The sequence below is a fragment of the Gryllotalpicola koreensis genome (assembly GCF_039538185.1).
In the GTDB taxonomy this organism is placed as follows: Bacteria; Actinomycetota; Actinomycetes; order Actinomycetales; family Microbacteriaceae; genus Gryllotalpicola; species Gryllotalpicola koreensis.
This window is the reverse complement of sequence record NZ_BAABBW010000001.1, coordinates 662813-680336: the sequence shown is the minus strand read 5'-3', so window position 1 is coordinate 680336 and position 17524 is coordinate 662813. Positions and strand designations below refer to the sequence as shown.

At 70.8% G+C, this 17524-nt stretch carries 17 protein-coding genes; 4 read left to right on the top strand and 13 right to left on the bottom strand.

From position 1 onward, the window contains the following. Positions 1-6: 6 nt before the first annotated feature. Positions 7-1041: a LacI family DNA-binding transcriptional regulator gene (locus ABD708_RS03265; RefSeq protein ID WP_344751847.1), complete on the bottom strand. Its 1035-nt coding sequence runs from the start codon at positions 1039-1041 to the stop codon at positions 7-9. Between the two features lie 196 nt (positions 1042-1237). On the opposite strand from ABD708_RS03265, the gene ABD708_RS03260 reads away from it, so the two are divergent. Then, entirely contained in the window at positions 1238-1510 is a 273-nt protein-coding gene (locus tag ABD708_RS03260) for a hypothetical protein (protein WP_344751846.1), read from the top strand. Between the two features lie 166 nt (positions 1511-1676). Here the strand turns inward: ABD708_RS03260 and ABD708_RS03255 are convergent, their stop codons facing one another. After that, complete coding sequence (locus tag ABD708_RS03255; RefSeq protein ID WP_344751845.1) at positions 1677-2879, bottom strand: MFS transporter; 1203 nt, start codon at positions 2877-2879, stop codon at positions 1677-1679. A gap of 70 nt (positions 2880-2949) precedes the next feature. Here ABD708_RS03255 and ABD708_RS03250 point away from each other — a divergent pair, with 70 nt between their 5' ends. Beyond that, entirely contained in the window at positions 2950-3669 is a 720-nt protein-coding gene (locus ABD708_RS03250) for a GntR family transcriptional regulator (protein WP_344751844.1), read from the top strand. Between the two features lie 108 nt (positions 3670-3777). Here the strand turns inward: ABD708_RS03250 and ABD708_RS03245 are convergent, their stop codons facing one another. Genes ABD708_RS03245 through ABD708_RS03230 form a run of 4 tightly spaced genes read right to left on the bottom strand, consistent with a single transcriptional unit; the run spans position 3778 to position 6047 of the window. Further along, the gene (locus ABD708_RS03245; protein ID WP_344751843.1) at positions 3778-4389 is read right to left on the bottom strand and encodes an HdeD family acid-resistance protein; all 612 of its coding nucleotides are present in this window, start codon (positions 4387-4389) and stop codon (positions 3778-3780) included. Between the two features lie 33 nt (positions 4390-4422). Then, complete coding sequence (locus ABD708_RS03240) at positions 4423-5085, bottom strand: nucleoside/nucleotide kinase family protein (RefSeq protein WP_344751842.1); 663 nt, start codon at positions 5083-5085, stop codon at positions 4423-4425. Positions 5086-5090: 5 nt separating this feature from the next. Continuing rightward, complete coding sequence (locus tag ABD708_RS03235) at positions 5091-5672, bottom strand: uracil-DNA glycosylase family protein (RefSeq protein WP_344751841.1); 582 nt, start codon at positions 5670-5672, stop codon at positions 5091-5093. Between the two features lie 39 nt (positions 5673-5711). Then, positions 5712-6047 carry a DUF7882 family protein gene (locus ABD708_RS03230; protein WP_344751840.1) on the bottom strand — a complete coding sequence of 112 codons (336 nt, stop codon included), beginning with the start codon at positions 6045-6047 and terminating at the stop codon, positions 5712-5714. 76 nt (positions 6048-6123) lie between these two features. On the opposite strand from ABD708_RS03230, the gene ABD708_RS03225 reads away from it, so the two are divergent. Further along, positions 6124-6765: a response regulator transcription factor gene (locus ABD708_RS03225; protein ID WP_344751839.1), complete on the top strand. Its 642-nt coding sequence runs from the start codon at positions 6124-6126 to the stop codon at positions 6763-6765. A gap of 13 nt (positions 6766-6778) precedes the next feature. On the opposite strand, the gene ABD708_RS03220 is transcribed toward ABD708_RS03225, so the two are convergent. The 7 genes from ABD708_RS03220 to ABD708_RS03190 all read right to left on the bottom strand — a co-directional run bounded on the left by ABD708_RS03220 (position 6779) and on the right by ABD708_RS03190 (position 17029). Beyond that, positions 6779-7417, bottom strand: a complete 639-nt coding sequence (locus ABD708_RS03220) for a TetR/AcrR family transcriptional regulator (protein WP_344751838.1) — start codon at positions 7415-7417, stop codon at positions 6779-6781. Positions 7418-7487: 70 nt separating this feature from the next. Then, the gene (locus ABD708_RS03215) at positions 7488-9176 is read right to left on the bottom strand and encodes an allophanate hydrolase (RefSeq protein ID WP_344751837.1); all 1689 of its coding nucleotides are present in this window, start codon (positions 9174-9176) and stop codon (positions 7488-7490) included. Then, entirely contained in the window at positions 9173-12787 is a 3615-nt protein-coding gene (gene uca / locus ABD708_RS03210; RefSeq protein WP_344751836.1) for an urea carboxylase, read from the bottom strand. Before uca ends, ABD708_RS03215 begins: the two co-directional genes overlap by 4 nt. Next, positions 12784-13464, bottom strand: a complete 681-nt coding sequence (locus tag ABD708_RS03205; RefSeq protein ID WP_425553243.1) for an urea amidolyase associated protein UAAP2 — start codon at positions 13462-13464, stop codon at positions 12784-12786. The genes uca and ABD708_RS03205 overlap by 4 nt, the downstream gene beginning before the upstream one ends. A gap of 65 nt (positions 13465-13529) precedes the next feature. Beyond that, the gene (locus ABD708_RS03200) at positions 13530-14378 is read right to left on the bottom strand and encodes an urea amidolyase associated protein UAAP1 (protein ID WP_344751835.1); all 849 of its coding nucleotides are present in this window, start codon (positions 14376-14378) and stop codon (positions 13530-13532) included. Positions 14379-14413: 35 nt separating this feature from the next. Continuing rightward, positions 14414-16015 carry an APC family permease gene (locus ABD708_RS03195; RefSeq protein ID WP_344751834.1) on the bottom strand — a complete coding sequence of 534 codons (1602 nt, stop codon included), beginning with the start codon at positions 16013-16015 and terminating at the stop codon, positions 14414-14416. 168 nt (positions 16016-16183) lie between these two features. Beyond that, positions 16184-17029, bottom strand: a complete 846-nt coding sequence (locus ABD708_RS03190) for an N-acyl homoserine lactonase family protein (protein ID WP_344751833.1) — start codon at positions 17027-17029, stop codon at positions 16184-16186. Between the two features lie 135 nt (positions 17030-17164). On the opposite strand from ABD708_RS03190, the gene ABD708_RS03185 reads away from it, so the two are divergent. After that, complete coding sequence (locus ABD708_RS03185) at positions 17165-17524, top strand: cupin domain-containing protein (protein ID WP_344751832.1); 360 nt, start codon at positions 17165-17167, stop codon at positions 17522-17524.

Below are 17524 nucleotides of genomic sequence, written 5' to 3'. Positions count from 1 at the left end.
CGCGATTTACCGGGTGACGGATGCCTTCCGCGGCGCCTTCGGCGCGGGCCCCGTCGATGACCGCACCACGAGCTCCGGCTCGAACAGGAACTCGTCGACGTCGCCGGCGACGCCCGTCATCTGGCCGAGCAGCAGCTCGAGCGCCATCTTTCCCATGAGGTCGATCGGCTGCCGCACGGTCGTCAGCGGCGGCTCGATGCTGCCCATGAGCGCCGAGTCGTCGTAGCCGATGACCGACAGGTCGCCCGGCACGGAGAGCCCGGCCTTGCGCGCGGCACGGATCACGCCGAGCGCGATGGGGTCGCTCGCGCACACGATCGCCGTGACCCCCGCCCGGATCAGCCGGGCGCCCGCGGCCTGCCCGGCCTCGACCGAGTACAGCGAGCGGATCATGCGCTCGGTGGGGAGCTCGAGACCGGCATCCGTCATCGCGCGCTGCGCCGCCTCGGCCTTGCGTCGCGACGGCATGTGATCGGTCGGCCCGAAGGCGAAGCCGATGCGGGTGTGGCCCAGCTGGATCAGGTGGTTCACGGCCATGTCGGTCGCGGCCCAGTCATCGCACGACACCGTCGGGAAGCCGAGCCCGTCGACCGGCGCCGACACGAGCACCGTCGGCAGGGCGACCTCGCGCAGCTTGTCGTAGTGTGCGTGATTCGCGGCCGCCTGCGTGTAGAGGCCGCCCGCGAACACGACTCCCGATACCTGCTGCTGCAGCAGCAGGTCGACGTAGTCGGCCTCGCTCACGCCGCCCGCGGTCTGCGTGCAGAGCACGGGGGTGTAGCCGTTCTGGGCGAGCGCGCCGCCCATGATGTCGGCGAAGGCGGGGAAGATCGGGTTCTGCAGCTCGGGCAGCACGAGGCCCACCAGCCGGGCGCGCTGGCCGCGCAGCTTCGTCGGGCGCTCGTAGCCGAGCACGTCGAGCGCGGTGAGCACCTGCTGGCGAGTGGCCTCGCTCACCCCCGGCTTGCCGTTCAGCACGCGGCTGACCGTCGCCTCGGAGACACCGACCTTCTTCGCGACCTCTGCGAGCCTCTTCGACATGCAAGAACTCTGCAATTTCTTGCGCAACCACGCAACTCGCGGTGCGCGCCGCCCCGCCGCCCGCCACCCCGCCGCCCGCCGCCTGCGCTGGTTGCGCTGCTGCGATCCGCAGTGCGCTGCTCGGATCCGGGCAGCGCACTGCGGATCCGAGCAGCGCACGCGTCACGATTCGCGCACGCCAGGGTCGTTATGAGGCATGAGCATCGTGAGCGTGCCGCTGACGGCACTGACTTCGACGACACTGTCCGCGCACCCCGCATCCCGCCGCGTCGACTCGCCGGCGACGACCGCCCTCGTCGACAACGACCGCAAGGCGCTGCACCTCACCGCACCGTGGCACGCCGAGATCCTCACGCACGCGCGCACCGGCGAGGTGCTGCTGACGCCGTGCGACTGCATGCTCGAGCGCGACCACAGCTACGCAGAGCGGATGTCGTGGCCCGCCGGCCTCATGCAACGCGAGGCGTGACACCCGGTCTCGACGACAGACGTCACCCTCAGCCGCGCTACAGCTACGGAACCGCGCGGCAGCGGCGAGGGGCGCGGGGCTCCGCAACTGTAGCGCGGCGACGTGATTCACGGGCCTCGCGAGCACAGCTCGCTCGGGACTCCGCGCGCGACGACCCACTGGGTCGTCACCCTGAGCGCGGAGTCCAGTGCCGGTCGCGGGCAGGCACTAGCGGGATCGACAGCAGCGGGGCGACCGCCACCAGCGCGAAGGCGATCGGGTAGCCGACGACCGTGATCAGCGCCCCGATTCCGGGCCCGACGGCGGATGCCGCGAGGAACTGCCCCGTGTTCTGCAGCCCCAGCGCGCGGCCCGACCACTGCGGGCCGGCCGCCTCGGCGACCGAGGTGAAGGAGAGTCCGTTGTCGGCGACGCTCACCGTGGTCGCGACGATCAGCACGACGGCGGCGGCCGCCGCCCACTCCACGACGCCGGTCAGGGCGAGCGCCCCCATCACGACGACCCCGCTGATCGCGACCCACCTCAGCACCCGCACCCGCGAGCCGACCCGGTCAGACCAGGAGCCGATCACGATGCGCCCGATCGCCCCGACGAACTGCGAGACGCCGATCACGATGCCGGCGGCGGTCGCACTCCAGTGCAGCTGGGTGATGAGCCAGACCAGCCCGAAGATCGACAGCGTGAACTGCGGCACGACGAGCAGCACCGAGACGAGGTGGATGCGCCACAGGAATCCGCTCGCCCGATACGGGTTGGCGGGCGCCTCGGAAGCCGCCGCGCGCGCCGCCGGCCGCGGCGGGTTCGCGATGCCGATCGCGCACAGCACGGCGAGCACCGCGAGCACGACTCCGGCGAGCAGCAGCGGCCCGCCGGGCCCGAAACGGTCGGCGAGCGGCGGGACCGAGACGGCTGCGGCGGCCACGCCGAGCGGCTGGGACATCTGACGGATGCCCATCGCGAGCCCGCGCCGCGACCGGGGGAACCATCCGACGACCACGCGGCCGCTGGCCGCGTTCGTGCTCGCCGAGGCGGCGCCGCCGAGCAGCAGGAGCAGTCCGAGCCCGACGAATCCGCTCGCGGCCACCGCCACCAGCGCGAACGCCGCCGTCAGGGCGAGGCCGCCGGCGATCACCCAGCGCTCCCCGTAGCGGTCGGCGAGCGCGCCCCAGGCGACGAGGGTCAGCACCATTCCGAAGGTGGGCGCCGAGGCGAGCAGGCCGGCCTGAGCGAGCGGGATGCCCCGCTGCACGTGCAGCAGCGGGATCAGGTAGGCGGGCGTCGAGACAAGCAGGGTGCCGGCCGCCTGGGCGAGCACGCCGAGCGCGAGCATCCTCCATGCCGCCGTCGGGGTGCGCTCGGTGTCGCTCATTCCTTCTCCTCGTATTTCGGGATACCATTCCGGTATACCAATGCTTGCACGATGAACGGAGAAGCGCGAAATGAGCGATCAGGCCGATCAGACGGGTGGGGCCTACACCGCGCTGCGCTCCGCGATCCTCTCCTTCGAGCTCGCGCCGGGCGAGCGGCTCAGCGAGCGCGGCCTCGAGGCGGTCGCCGGCGGCTCGCGGACCCCGGTGCGCGCCGCGCTCATGCGACTCGCGGCCGACGGACTCGTGCAGCGCGCGGGCCGCGGCTGGCAGGTCACGCCCATCGACCTCGCCGAGGTGCGCGCCGTCATGGAGTACCGCGAGGCGCTCGAGACCGCCGCCGTGCGACTCGCGGTCGAGCGCGCGGGCGCCGACGAGCTCGCGGCGCTGCGGCTGATCGCCGACGCGCACTCCGAGACCGGGACGAACACGGATGCCGCCGTTGAGGCCCCCGCGCCCGGCGAGGCCACCCTGCGCGACGGCACCGACTTCCACGTCGCCCTCGCCGGCCTCTCGCGCAACCCGTTCCTCACCGAGGGCATGAGCCAGGTGCTGACCCGGCTGCTGCGGGTGCGCTGGCTGTCGGCGAGCGCGCCGCAGGCACGCGAGTCGGCCCGGGCGGAGCACCTCGAGATCGTGGCATCCGTCGCCGCCCGAGATGCTGATCGCGCGGTGAAACTGGTCACCGCGCACAGCCACGGCACCCGCGACCGCCTGCTCGGATTCCTCGCCGACGAGCGCCGCCGCCTGCGCGGCAGCGGCATCGCGGTCATCGAGTCGGTCGAGGCGTAAGCGCACGGTTCGTCACACGACGCAGGATTCGTCACCCTGATCCGCCGCAGGGATGTGCCCGATCGTGCGTCGTGCGCCCGAGCCGCGCGGCGGGGCGCGTCGGGAGCGTCAGAGTGCGCTCAACGCATCCCTGCCGAAGGTGAACGCGCGCATCAGGCCGAGCAGCCCCAGGATGATCAGGATGATGGCAGCGACCATCAGCAGCCAGAATCCCGACCAGCCGGGCACGGCGAGCACGGCGACGCCACCGAGGATGCTGATGACGCCGTAGGCGACCGACCAGCCCTGGCGGCGCGACGCCCCGGACTCGGTGATGGCCATGATGCCCTCGACGATCCAGCCGACGCCGACCACGATCGCAATGATGAGCAGCAGCGTCGCCGAGGCGATCGCCACGTCACGCAGGGCGATCACCCCGCCGACGACGAGCAGAGTGCCGAGCAGCACATTGAGCACGCGGTGGCCGGTGCCCAGCGAGCGGCCGAAGATGCCGAGCGCGAGCCGCACGCCGCCGGTGATGACGAGGTAGATGCCGAACAGGAACGCCAGCACCGGGATGGTGTGCTGCGGCCAGACCAGCAGCAGCACTCCGACGATCACGGCGACCGCCCCGGCGATGCCGAAGGTGAGCCGCACGCCGTTGATCGCCCGCTTGGCCAGGCCGCGCGCCTCGAGGCGAAGCGCGTCGCGGAATTCGTCCGGCGACTTCGGGATGCTCATGTGCGCAAAGCTATCCGCCCGAGGGCCCGACGACTAGAGGCCGACGACGACGAGATCGGCGCGGCCGCGCGTCGCCCGCACGAGCCCTGCGTTCCGCTCATCGACCTCGGCGACCCAGCGGCGCGCATGCTCGAGCGACTTGCTGAACCGCACGTGCCGATCGACGAGCCGTTCCCGCCGCAGTTCGTCGTCGGCTTCGACATACCAGCACTCGTCGAGCAAACCGGCGACCTCGCGCCACGGCTCGTCGCCGACGAGCAGGTAGTTGCCCTCGGTGAGCACCACCCGCACGCCCGGCCCGACCGCCACCGCCGCGGCGATCGGCTGCTCGAGCTCGCGCTCGAAGCCGGGCAGGTACACCGGTCGCGGGCCCGGCTCCCGAAGCCGCCGCAGCGCCGCGACGTAGCCGTCGCCGTCGAAGGTGTCGAGTGCGCCCTTGCGCGCGAGCGACCCCTGCCGCTCGAGCGTCACGTCGGCGAGGTGGAAGCCGTCCATCGGGACGATCGCCACCTCGTCGGCACCGAAGCCGCCGAGACCGCCGAGACCGCGCTCGCCGAGCCCCTCGGCGAGCGCGAGAGCGAGCGTCGACTTGCCCGCACCCGGCGCGCCGGCAATGCCGATGAGCACGCGAGGGCGTTCTGCGGCGAGCGCCCGAATGCGCGCCACCAGCTCGTCGATCGCCGCCCCGTCGCTCATCGAGCTCACGCGAGCGCCGCCGCGACGGCCGACCGCAGCTCGGGCACGAGCTCGTCGGCGAACCAGGGGTTGCGCGCCTGCCAGCGGAAGTTGAGCGGCGACGGATGCACGAGCGGGACGTACGGCAGATACGATCGCCACCCCCGCACGGTCTCCGTGAGCGTCTTCCCGCGCCGGCCGCCGAGGTAGAACTTCTGCGCGTAGGCGCCCACGAGCACAGTGAGCCGCACCTCGGGCATGTCGGCGAGGATCAACGGATGCCACTTCGCGGCGAACCCCGCCCGAGGCGGCAGATCCCCCGAGCCCCGCGGGCCCTTGCCCGGGTAGTAGAAGTCCATGGGCACGATCGCGAACTGCTCGGGGTCGTGGAACTGCGCGTCGCTCACGCCGAGCCAGTCGCACAGCTTCGCCCCGCTGGCGTCGCGCCAGGGAACGCCTGCTTCCTGCGCCTTCCGGCCGGGCGCCTGCCCGACCACGACGATGCGGGCTCGAGGGCCTGCCGTGTAGAGCGGCTCCCAGCCGGCATCCGTCATCGCCGCGTTCTCGGGATCCGCCTTGATCGCCGCGCGCAGCTCGTCGAGCGTCATGATGGCGACTCTAGGCGGTTGGGCGCCGGCCGCCTGTCCCTACGGCGCCGACGGCGACCCGGCCCGCGCGACGTAGTCCACGGCCTGCGCCTCGTCCATCACGACCATTCCGCGGATGCCGTGCGACGAGCGCGCGAGGGCGTCGAGCCAGCGCCGGTTCATCTCGGGCGGCTTCGAGCCGCTGAAGCGGAACGCCATCGGGATGGAGGGCGCGATCCACAGGCTGATGCGCCCGGAGCCTTCCTCCGTCGGGATCTGCCAGTTGAGCAAGAACGCCTCGCCCACCCTGAGCTTCGCCGCGATCGCGATCTTCAGATGCGCGAGCACACGGTCGTCGATCCGGTAGTCGATACCCGCATACGTCAACGTTCCCATTGCGTCGACGATACGGCGCACGGGGCTGCAGCACCCCACCCCCAGGGGTGTATTGCCTCCCTCTTAAGATCGAAATGTGACACCCATCCGCATCGCACTGATCAACGACTACGAGGTCGTCGTCAAAGGGCTCGCCGCCATGCTGGACGGCTATCGCGACACCTTCGAAGTGGTCGAGCTCGACGCCGGCACCGACCTCGAGCGTCCCGCCGACATCGCCCTCTACGACACCTTCGCCGCGACCCCCGGCGACCACGACGACGTGAAGGCGCTGACCCAGGATCCGCGCGCGGGCAAGGTCGTCGTGTACTCGTGGGACCTCAACGACCACCTGGTCACCGCCGCCCTGACGAACGGCGCGGCCGGGTATATCTCGAAGGGCCTGGCCGCACGCGAGCTGGTGGCCGCACTGCTCGCCGTGCACACCGGCGAGCGCCGCATCCACCCGGCCCCGACCGGGTCGTCGACGGCGCTCGTCGGTGACTGGCCGGGCCGGCAGGAGGGGCTGACCCAGCGCGAGTCCGAGATGCTGGCGCTCATCACGCAGGGGCTGAGCAACGCCGAGATCGCCGCGCGCACCCGACTGTCGATCAACTCGGTCAAGTCGTATATCCGCAGCTGCTATCGCCGCATCGGTGTCGCGAACCGCTCGCACGCGATCCTCTGGGGCGTCGAGCACGGCTTCCAGCCGGACCACAAGAGGATCATCCGCGAGTGAGCTCTTCCGCGTACTAGCGGATTTCCGCGAGAGCAGCGGAAAGCGGCCCAGCAGCCTGGCGGGCGCGAGCGATGTCTGGCGCGGCGAGCCCGGTCGTGCGCAGCACGGCTTCCGCGATCGGGTGGGTGAGTCCCTCATCGAACACACCGTCACGACGCAGCGGGATCACGGACTCGACGAGCTGCATCACCAGCGCGCCCATCAGGGCGGCGTCCTGTCCGGAGACGCTCGCCGCAAGGCGCCCGTACACTGCCTGCAGTTCCGAGCGCTCGGCGCGAAATTCGTCGTACTGCGGTTGCTGCACCTCGGGCATCAGATACAGACTCGCGATGTTGTGCGGCGCATCGGCGAGGGTGCGCACGTCACGCAACGCCAGGGCGTAAAGACCGCCGGCCGGATCCTCCGCGGCATGCGCCACATCCAGCAAGGCCATCGCGTACTCCAGGCTGGGACGCACAGAGCGGCTCAGCAATTCGAGCAGAATCTCATCCTTGCTTGCGAAGTGGTAGTAGAGCGAGGCCTGACGCATTCCGACTCGATCCGCGATCGCGCGCGTCGTCGTAGCCGCGACGCCTGCTTCGGCGAACAGCGCCGCTGCGGCCTCGAGGATCTGCTCTCTCGCCGAGAGCGCGGTGTCGATGACAGGACGCACCCGGGGGCGTCCCGAACGAGACACGGGAGAACGCGAAGAGGCCACGGATGACATCGTCCCACCCCGTCGCTCAGCCGACAGGGGCCGCCGAAGACTCCAGCCAGGCGAGCCAGCCGCCATGCGCGGTGATCTCCCTGGCGTGCTGGACGGCCTCAGGCTCGCAGATGAACCCGGGGACGATGCTCCCGTCGGCCAGGAGGACCTTGCCGATGCCGAGCGGAGCCGGAATGCCCGCTACCAGACGACCGAAGCCCGCTACCGGCACCCGCCACAGCTCACCGCTGATCTCCCGTCCGCCCGGCGCGCGAACGAGACCGGGCTTGCGCGGCACGGTGTCGAGCTCATACAGCCGGTACTCGGGGGCGGTCTCGACCGGTCCCACGAGCACGGCACCCGCCGAGCGCAGCTCGTGATTGAGCGGCTGACCACTGAGGTGCGCGCCGACGACGAGAAGCTCCACCTCCGACTGCTCGATGCGATCGGCCAGGGCGGCCAGGGCGGCATCCGCGAACGCCGGACCCGTGAGCATCACCCCGAACGGCAACCCGTCGACCGTTCCGGCCGGCACCGAGATGGCCGACTTGTCGAGCAGGTTCGCAAAGTTGGTATAGCGCCCCATGCGGCTATTGGCGCCGACAGGATCCGCCGCGACCTCGGAGAGGGTGGGATGCCAGGTGGTCGTCGGGGTGAGCAGTGCGTCGACACCGGCGAGAGCGGCCTCGGCTTGCGCTCCCAGCACATCCAGGCGCTCGCGATCCGCGTAGTACTGCGCGGCGGTGGGCGCGGCGCCGGCGAGCACGATCGCCGCAACAGTCGGGTCGAGATCGTCTCCGATCAGCTCCCTGTTCGCCTCAAGGTGGGCACCGACCGCTGCGTAGCGCTCGGCCACGAAGGCTCCGCCATAAAGAAGGGTCGCCGCCTCCAGGAGCGGGGAGATATCGGTCTCGACGACCTCCACTCCGCCGGCAGCGAGCTGCGCGACTACCGCAGCGAAGGCCTCCTTCCATCCGGCAGCGAGGCCCTCCAACTGGGTGGGAAGCGGGACGGCGACGCGTGGCACAGGCGACAACGCCGGGGCGAGGGCCGGCAGTGCGCGGGCGAGCGGGTCGATCCCGTCTTTGCCGGACATGAGGCCGACGGCGAGGCTCGCCAGTCTCCGCGACCGGGCGAACACGGTCACGACGTCGATCGACCGGCAGGCCGGCACCACGCCCGTCGTCGGCACGAGCCCACGCGTAGGTTTCACCCCGACGATGCCATTGAGCGCAGCCGGAACGCGGCCCGAGCCTGCGGTGTCCGTTCCGAGGGCGAGATCGACGAGGCCGAGAGCGACGGCGACCGCGGATCCCGAGCTGGATCCTCCCGAGATCCGGGATTCGTCCCATGCGTTGCGTACCGCGCCGAACGGGCTGCGGGTGCCCACCAGCCCCGTGGCGAACTGGTCGAGATTGGTCTTGCCGAGCACCACCGCGCCCGCGGCGCGAAGCCGCGCGACGGCCGTGGCATCCGTATCGGGCAGATACCGGTATGAGGCTGCCCCGGCCGTGGTGGGCAGTCCGGCGACATCGATGTTGTCCTTGACCGCAGCGACCAGGCCGGCCAGCGGCAGCCGCTCGCCTGCGTCGACGCGGGCGTCGACGGACGCGGCCTCGGCGAGCGCAGCGTCGCGTTCGCGGAGAGCGATCCACACCTCCGGGCGACCGCTGCGCTCGATGTCGCGGTAGGCGGATTCGACGCGCGAGACGGCCGTGGCGCTCATCGCTCGGCCTCGATCGCGGCGAGCAGGCGACCGGCGGCGACCTGCTCACCCACCCCGACATAGATCCCCAGCACTGTGCCCGAAACCGGCGCAGCGACTGTCGTCTCCATCTTCATCGCCTCCACAGACATCAGCCTGTCTCCTCTCTCCACCCGGTCGCCCGGGCGCTTGTCGATCTGCCAGACGCTGGCCACGAACGGCGCTTCCACCGCTGTCGCACCCGCCGGAGCAGTGGGGCCGTCCTCCGAGGCGACGGGCCCCGGTTCCGGCTCCGGTCGCACATCGAACTCCCCGGCGAGCCGCCAACGCTCCCGCTCCTCGGCGAATGCCTGCGCCTGAAGCCGCCGGAACGCCGTGATCGACGCCGCGTTATCTGTGAGGAAGCGCTCATACTCCCCGAGCGAGAAAGTGCCGTCCGCGGTCGCGAACTCCCCACGACCGGCATCGACCTCCGCACGCAGTTCCAGCAGCTCGTCCGCCTCGACGGGGTACCACTCGATGCGGTCGAAGAAGCGCAGCGCCCACGGGCGGTCGGTGAACAGGCCACCGCGCCGATAACGGTTCCACACCTGCACGGTGCGGCCGACGAACTGATATCCGCCCGGACCCTCCATGCCATAGATGCACAGGTAGGCGCCGCCGATTCCGACCGAGTTCTCGGCGGTCCAGGTGCGCGCCGGGTTGTACTTCGTCGTCACCAGCCGGTGGCGCGGGTCGAGCGGGGTCGCCACCGGAGCACCGAGGTAGACGTCGCCGAGGCCGAGCACCAGGTAGCTCGCGTCGAAGACCGTACGACGCACGTCCTCGACCGTCTCCAGGCCGTTGATGCGGCGGATGAACTCGATGTTCCACGGCGTCCACGGTGCGTCAGAGCGCACGCCGTTCATGTAGCGCTCGATCGCCAGACGCGTGGCAGGGTCGTCCCATGACAGCGGCAGCCGCACTGTGCGCGACGGTACCGCGAGCTCGCCCGTGGCGGGCAACGTGACCTCGAGCTCGCGCAGCAGCCCGGTCAGCGAGTGGGCGCGCAGTCGCGCGGCATCCGTGTGCACCTGAAGCGAACGGATGCCGGGCGTGATGTCCAGGACGCCGGGGGGCAGGTGCTGCTCGAGGGCCGTCGCAAGGGCGTGCACCCGCATACGCAGCCCGAGGTCGAGTGTCTGCTCGCCGTACTCGACGAGCACGTTGTCGTCGCCGTCGCGCCGATAGGTGACGCTGGGTCTGCCGGGCTGCTCGGCCATGCGGCCAATGACGCCGTCGTCCCCGTCGCCGCCCGCGCCGATCAGGGCAGGAGCGGCACGGCGCTCGCGCAGGGCCGCCGCCTCCGCTTCGCGCACCGGCACGAAGCGCACAGTGTCGCCCGGCCGCAGCTGCCCGACCTTCCACAGCTCTCCGCTTGCGACCACAACGGGGCAGACGAAGCCGCCGAGGCTCGGGCCGTCTGGGCCCAGGATGATCGGGGTGTCGCCGGTGAAGTCGAGCGCGCCCACCGCGTACGGAGTGTCGTGGATGTTCGACGGGTGCAGCCCCGCCTCCCCGCCGTCCCGGCGCGCCCAGCCCGGCCTGGGGCCGATGAGGCGGACACCGGTGCGCGCCGAGTTGAAGTGCACTTCGTAGTCGGTGGCGTAGAGCTCGTCGATGTCCGCGCGGGTGAAGAACTCCGGTGCTGCGTGCGGCCCCTCGGTCACCCCGATGCGCCACGCGTGCGTGAAGCGCGGGATGCAATCGGCCGCGGTCGGGCCGCCCGGGGTCGGAAGCGCACTCGCATCCCCGGCGCGCAGCACATCGCCCGCGGCGAGGGCCCGGCCCGCGTGGCCGCCGAACCGCCCCAGCGTGAACGTGGCCGCGCTTCCGAGATACTCCGGGACGTCGAATCCCCCGCGGACCGCGAGATAGCTGCGCATCCCCGGCCCTGGCGCCGTTCCGAGGGTGAGCGTGCCGCCCGCCGGTACCTCGACGGGCTCCCAGAACGCGACAGGGCGGCCGTCGAGTTCGGCGGGAGTGGCAGCGCCGGTGAGGCAGATCTGGGCTGCGGCCGAGAATCGCAGAGTGGGGCCGGTGATGGTGCACTCGAGCGCGGTAGCTCCCTCGGGATTTCCCACCGCGCGGTTGGCCTCGCGCAGTGACACTTCGTCCATCGGCCCGCTCGGCGGCACACCCACCGACCAGTAGCCGATACGGCCGGGCCAGTCCTGCACGGTCGTCATGGTGCCGCCCGCGATCACCTCGATCCGCGGCTCAGGATCGACCGCGCCGTCGAGCGTGGAGGTCGAGTGCGTCGCGCCGAGCACCTCCGGCGTCGCGACGACGGAACGCAGCAACCCGAGATTGGTCTGCACGCCGTCGATCCGTGCGGCGGCGAGCCCGCGCCTCACGAGGGCGAAAGCGGCGTCGCGATCATCGCCCGTCGCGATGACCTTGGCGAGCAACGGGTCGTAGTGCGGGGTGACCTCGAGGCCGGTCTCGATCCAGCCGTCGACGCGCACGCCCGGTAGCTCGGGCAGCTCGGCCCGCGTGACCAGGCCAGAGGAAGGCCTGCCGCCCTGATTCGGGTCCTCCGCATAGACTCGCGCCTCGACAGCGCTGCCGCGCGGGGTGAGCGGTCGGGTCAGCTGCTCAGCGACGCCGTCGGGTCCGAGAGCGGCGAGCCGCAGCATCCACTCGACCAGGTCCACGCCGAAGACCTGCTCGGTCACCGGGTGCTCGACCTGCAGTCGCGCGTTCACCTCGAGGAAGCTCGCCTCCTGCCTGCCCGGGTCGTAGACGAACTCGACGGTGCCGGCCGAGCGGTAGGCAACGGATGCCGCGAGCGCACGCGCCGACGCGTGAAGCTGGGCACGCACCGCGTCGGGCAGCGCCGGCGCCGGCGCCTCCTCGACCACCTTCTGGTTGCGCCGCTGCAGCGAGCAGTCCCGGTCGCCCAGCACCGCCACGCCACCTCGGCCATCGCCGAAGACCTGCACCTCGACGTGCCGAGCCGGCCGCACCAGCCGTTCGAGGAAGACGCCGCCGGTGCCGAAGCTCGCCCGCGCGAGGCGTTCCACGGCGTCGAAGGCCTCGCGCACGTCCTCGACGGTGGTGCACGCGCGCATGCCGATGCCGCCACCACCGCCGCTGGCCTTGACCATGACGGGCAGGCCGATGCGCTCGGCCGCATTCGCCGCCTCGTCGGCGGACTCGAGCAGCCCCGTGCCGGGCATCAGCGGAACACCGGCGGACATCGCCAGTTCGCGGGCGGTGTGCTTGCTGCCGAACGCCTCGAGGTGCTCCGGTGCCGGACCGACGAAGACGAGACCGGCCGCCTCGACCGCGCGGGCGAAGTCGGCGTTCTCGCTGAGGAATCCGTAACCGGGGTGGATCGCGCCCGCGCCCGTGGCGCGCGCCGCGGCCAGGATCGCCGCCGCATCCAGATAGGAGTCCCGAGCTGGCGCAGGCCCGATCCGCACCGCTGCGTCGGCTTCGCGCACATGCGGCGCTGCGCGGTCGGCGTCCGAGTAGACGGCTACCGTGCGCAGGCCGAGACGCCGTGCGGTGCGGATGACGCGGCGCGCGATCTCACCCCGGTTGGCCACCAGCACGGTGTCGAACGCGGCTCCCGGAAGCCCCGTCATGCCGCCCCACCGGGCCGCGTGACCACCATGCGCAGCGGGGTGGGATTGAAGTCGTTGCAGGGATTGTTCATCTGCGGGCAGTTGCTGACGAGGACGAGCACGTCGCGCTCGGCCCGGATCGCGACGCGCTTGCCGGGAGCCGACATCCCATCGACGATGCCGAGTGAGCCGTCCGGCTCGACCGGCACGTTCATGAACCAGTTGATGTTGCTGGTGAGATCGCGCACGCCGAGGCCGTAACGGGATGCCTCGCTGAGAAAGCTCTCGCGACAGCCATGCTCGGCGAAGGTGTGATGGCCGTAGCGCAGCGTGTTCGACTCCTTGCTGCACGCTCCGCCGATGGTGTCCTGCCGGGCGATCTCATTGCCGACGACGGTCGCGAGGGGCCGACCCTCCGTGCTGTAGAGCACGCTGCCGGTATCCAGGTACACGTTCCCGTTTCCGACGATCGTGTCGGGCACGCTGTAGCGCTCCGCGGTGTTCTCGGCGCTGTAGATCAGGCAATCGCCTGATTGATTGGCACCGACGTCGACGATGGTGAGCACGTCGCCGGCGCGCACGACCGCTGACCACGCCGTGCGGGCGGCGACGAACTCGTCGAGCACCACCTCCCCTGACACGAGCGGCTCGCCCGGCTCGAGCACCGTGCCTGGGGCATAGGCGGCGGGGTCGAGCAGGCGCTCGGACTCGACGGTGAGGTATCCGACGGCGGTGCTCCTGCCCGCGAGCTGGCTGACGGCGGTCACAGTCCTCGTGCTCCTGCATAGTCGGCGGTGTTGAGATAGGCGCGCGTGCGCTCGGGTGAGACGGTCCAGACCGGGTCGTCGGGCGCGGTCGGGCGCGAGCGCCACGCGTGCACGCGCAGCAGCCCGCTCACGTACTCGGGTCGCGGATCGATCGGATGCGGCACATTCGCGATCAGCACGATGAGCGGCAGCTCGGCCACGAGTTCCACGGCTGCCCCGGCGCCGGCCGCGCCGCGCCACTCGAGTGCGCCGTCGGGTTGAACCTGCACGCCCTTGAAGAACGACACGCTCGGCGCGAGATCCCGGGGGGCCAGCCCGTGCTTGGCCGCCGCGAGCGTGAAGAGCTCGCGCCCCGCCGGAGCGGCGCTGTCCGCCGTGCCGGCGCCGTACCTGCGCAGGTTGCGCTCGAGCGTCGACGTGCCGCAGAACGCGTCGTGGTGCCCGCTGTCATCGCTCACGATGGTGGCGAGCACGCGACCATCGCCCGAGAGGAGCGGATGCCCCGCACCGAGGTAGGCCTGCCAGGGGATCTTCTGCGTGTCGGCGACGTTGATGCGCTCCCACGGCTCAAGGGCGTTGTACACGAGCAGGTGAGCGCATGCCTCACCGCTCACGTCCTCGAGCCGCAGGCGGGTTCCGCGCGCCACCGCCTTGTGCGTGTAGCCGCCGGCCGCCACCGTCTCCGCCCACACCAGCGTCTCGGGGTCGACCCCGGCCGGCACGAAGGGACTGCTGGAGGCGGGCAGATACGGCATCGCCTCAGCGACCTTCGCCCCCTGGGCACGCGCGTCGGCGCGCGCCGCGTACACGGTGTCGGTTTCGTGCTCGTCAGCGGTGATGGCCACCGGCATCCTCTCTCTCCTAGTTCTGTGCGCCCTCGTCAGGCGGGGTCGATGTCGCCGGGCATCACCGATGGCGCGAGCTCGCGGAGCGCCAGCCGGCCATCTCGTTGCAGATTGCGCACGTGCACGAGCGCGCCGACGACGAGGGTGAGGCCGATGAACAGCAGAGCGCTCCACTGGAGCCACCAGGTGTGCCCGGTGAGGTCGTAGACGGCCGAGCGCGGCCAGGCGAGGTTCACGACCATCAGCACCTGGTAGACGATGGCGAGCGCGTTGATCGCGATGCCCCAGCGACCGAGTGAGAAGAGCGGCTTGCCGTGCTCGTCGACGCCGTGCACTCTGCCGCCCCCGCGCGCCTCACGAATGCGCTCGATGAGCAGCGGAACCGTTACCCCGAGGTATGCGAGATAGAGCATGGCGATGCACAGGCTCGTCAGCGCGGTGAACAGTGCGCTCTGGCCGATGTCTGCGAGCAGCACGAGCGCCGCACCGACGCCGACGACGATGGACGTGACGATGGGCGTGCCGGTGCGGGGCGACACCCGGCCGAGCACCCGATTGAACGGCAGCGCCTTCTGCCTGGCCATGGAGTACACCATGCGGGAACCGCTCGTCTGGACTGCGAGCGTGCACACGCACACGGCGATCGCGACGTCGACGAGCAGGATGCGTCCGCCGACCGGGCCCATGACACTCGTGAGCACCCAGGGCAAGCCGATCGATGAGAGATTGCCGTCATCGAGGCTCGGGGCGGCGAAGATCGCGGCCATGAGCAGCAGCAGACCACCTGCGCCCGAGACGAGGAGCGCACGCAGGATCGTGCGCGGCGTGGTGCGGCGCGGCGCGTGCGTCTCCTCCGAGAGCTCACCAGCCGAGTCGAATCCGACCATGACGTACGCGGCCATGAGCGCGGAGGCGAGCCACGGCCACAGGTAGGACTGACCGGGGTGCGGTGCAGCACCCGAGGTGTCGAAGAGAGCGCCGAAGCCCCGGCGCGAGTGCAGGAAGAGCGTCACGACGATGACCACGACACCGATGATCTCGAGCACGACGCCGGTGGAGTTGACGATCGACATGACCCGGACGCCGATGACGTTGATGGCCGTCGTGACCGCCAGCAGCAGGATGCCGAGCACCACGGCATTCGCGGCACCGGTCGGCGAGGTCGGCGAGGAGTCCGCCCCCGAGCCGCCGACCAGCTGGAATCCGGTCCAGACGGTCGGAAGCACGGCCTGCAGGGCGATGGCGGCGGCCGCGACGGTGAGGATCTGGGCGATGATCATGACCCAGCCGGTAAACCACCCGAAGCTGGGCCCTGCGAGCCGCGACGACCACTGGAAGATCGCGCCGGAGATCGGGAAGCGGGCTGCGAGCGTCGAGAAGTTCAGCGCGACGAGGAGCTGGCCGGCGAAGACGACCGGCCAGGTCCAGAAGAACGCCGCTCCACCGAAGCCGTAGCCGAGGAAGAACAGCTGGAAGACGGTCGTCAGGATGGAGACGAAGGAGAAACCGGCGGCGAAGGAGGCGAAGCTGCCGACGCGGCGGTGCAGCTCCTGCGAATAGCCGAATTGGGCGAGGTCGGTGGCCTCGTGGTGCGCGCGGCCCGTGGTGCTGCCGAGCGAAGGGGACGGCGACGTCATGGGAAGGTCCCTTCAGGGGTTCGGGGCGGAGGAGCGGGGCGGGGTGAACTGCTGTGCAGGTTTCTGTCGATCGACAGGTATTTCACGAACAGTCTCAGCGGACCCCGTTTCCCCCGGATTTCGGCGCCGTCTCGCTGCGTAAACTCTGTCGGCGGCATGCGCGCCCCCTTATGCCCGAGGCTCGACGACATCGCGCCACGGACCCCAGTCAGGGTCATGCGACGGCCACACGGTCGTCCCTGATGAGGCGTCGAGGTCGGCGAGGCGAGTGATCGCTGCGCGCGCGGCGGCCCTCCCGTCTGGCGCGACAGTCGAGCCCGTGGCGGCACGGAGCTCGATGTTGGCGCGAAGGTCGGCGGCGTCGCCGGCGAGCACGACCGTATGCCCCGGCAAGTCGACGACGACGGACTGGTGTCCCGGGGTATGCCCCGCCGTATCGAGCACGCTGACCCCCGGCGCGATGACCGCATCGCCGTCGATCAGCACGACAGAGAGGTCCGGGCGGATCAGGTCGTCGGGGAACACGAACTCCGAGCGTGCGTCGTCGACTCCGATCACATACTCCCACTCGCGCCGCTGCAGGAGCAGCGGCCGGTGCTCACTGAGCAGCCGGGCACCGCCGGTGTGGTCGAAGTGAGCGTGCGAGAGCAGCAGGCCCGCAAGTCGGTCGAGCTCGAGCCCGGCCGCATCCAGCTGCTCGCACAGCGGGTCGCCCGATGGCACGATGGGCGCGTAGCCGCCATAGACGAACGACGCCCGATGCGCGGGATCGTGCACGGCGGGCGAGAATCCTCCATCGACGAGGAGCCATCCCCTGTCGAACTCGATCGCTGCGGCGGTCACCGGCTCACGCAATTGGCGGGAGGCGCTGCCGCCCTCGAGCGAGACGGCCTCCGGAATCGGCTCGTGGCCGAGCACCAGCGGCACGAGTCGGCGCGGGCGCCCGACGACGGCGAGCGGATCGGCGTGCGCGTGCTCGCGCACCGGCTGGCCAGCGATAGCCCGCGACGTCACAGCGGCCTGCGCCCTGGGCGCCGATACGCCTCGCTCACCCGGTCACGGGGGTTCATCGCACCTCCTGGCGATCCCTACTCGATTGAATGGATCCAATATAACGTGATGAGGATCCATGATGCGTATACTGCGATCATGACGCAGACCCTCCGCCCCGCAGACCTCGGCGTCGCCGAGCTCGAGCAAAAGCCCCTTTCGCCACCGAGCGCCGAGCCGCTCAGCGGGGAGATCCTCGTGCGCAGCGCCGTTGCATTCGCGAACGACACCCGCACCATCGTCTCCAGCATCTGGGAAAGCGACCCGGGCACCTCCCGGTGGGAGTTCCTCACCCGCGGCGAGATCGTGCACATCCTCGCGGGCCGCATGGTCGTCACCCAGGACGGCGGCGCGCCCGTCGAACTCACCGCAGGCAGCGTCGCCTACTACCCCATCGGGTGGACGGGCGTGTGGGAGGTCATCGAACCCGTCCGCAAGTTCTACGTCGTCTACCGCTGA

Bases quoted from the DNA above. Each gene is read 5' to 3' on its own strand.
- ABD708_RS03265 (WP_344751847.1), bottom strand. From the start codon at position 1,041: ATGTCGAAGAGGCTCGCAGAGGTCGCGAAGAAGGTCGGTGTCTCCGAG.
- ABD708_RS03260 (WP_344751846.1), top strand. From the start codon at position 1,238: ATGAGCATCGTGAGCGTGCCGCTGACGGCACTGACTTCGACGACACTG.
- ABD708_RS03255 (WP_344751845.1), bottom strand. From the start codon at position 2,879: ATGAGCGACACCGAGCGCACCCCGACGGCGGCATGGAGGATGCTCGCG.
- ABD708_RS03250 (WP_344751844.1), top strand. From the start codon at position 2,950: ATGAGCGATCAGGCCGATCAGACGGGTGGGGCCTACACCGCGCTGCGC.
- ABD708_RS03245 (WP_344751843.1), bottom strand. From the start codon at position 4,389: ATGAGCATCCCGAAGTCGCCGGACGAATTCCGCGACGCGCTTCGCCTC.
- ABD708_RS03240 (WP_344751842.1), bottom strand. From the start codon at position 5,085: ATGAGCGACGGGGCGGCGATCGACGAGCTGGTGGCGCGCATTCGGGCG.
- ABD708_RS03235 (WP_344751841.1), bottom strand. From the start codon at position 5,672: ATGACGCTCGACGAGCTGCGCGCGGCGATCAAGGCGGATCCCGAGAAC.
- ABD708_RS03230 (WP_344751840.1), bottom strand. From the start codon at position 6,047: ATGGGAACGTTGACGTATGCGGGTATCGACTACCGGATCGACGACCGT.
- ABD708_RS03215 (WP_344751837.1), bottom strand. From the start codon at position 9,176: ATGAGCGCCACGGCCGTCTCGCGCGTCGAATCCGCCTACCGCGACATC.
- uca (WP_344751836.1), bottom strand. From the start codon at position 12,787: ATGACGGGGCTTCCGGGAGCCGCGTTCGACACCGTGCTGGTGGCCAAC.
- ABD708_RS03195 (WP_344751834.1), bottom strand. From the start codon at position 16,015: ATGACGTCGCCGTCCCCTTCGCTCGGCAGCACCACGGGCCGCGCGCAC.
- ABD708_RS03185 (WP_344751832.1), top strand. From the start codon at position 17,165: ATGACGCAGACCCTCCGCCCCGCAGACCTCGGCGTCGCCGAGCTCGAG.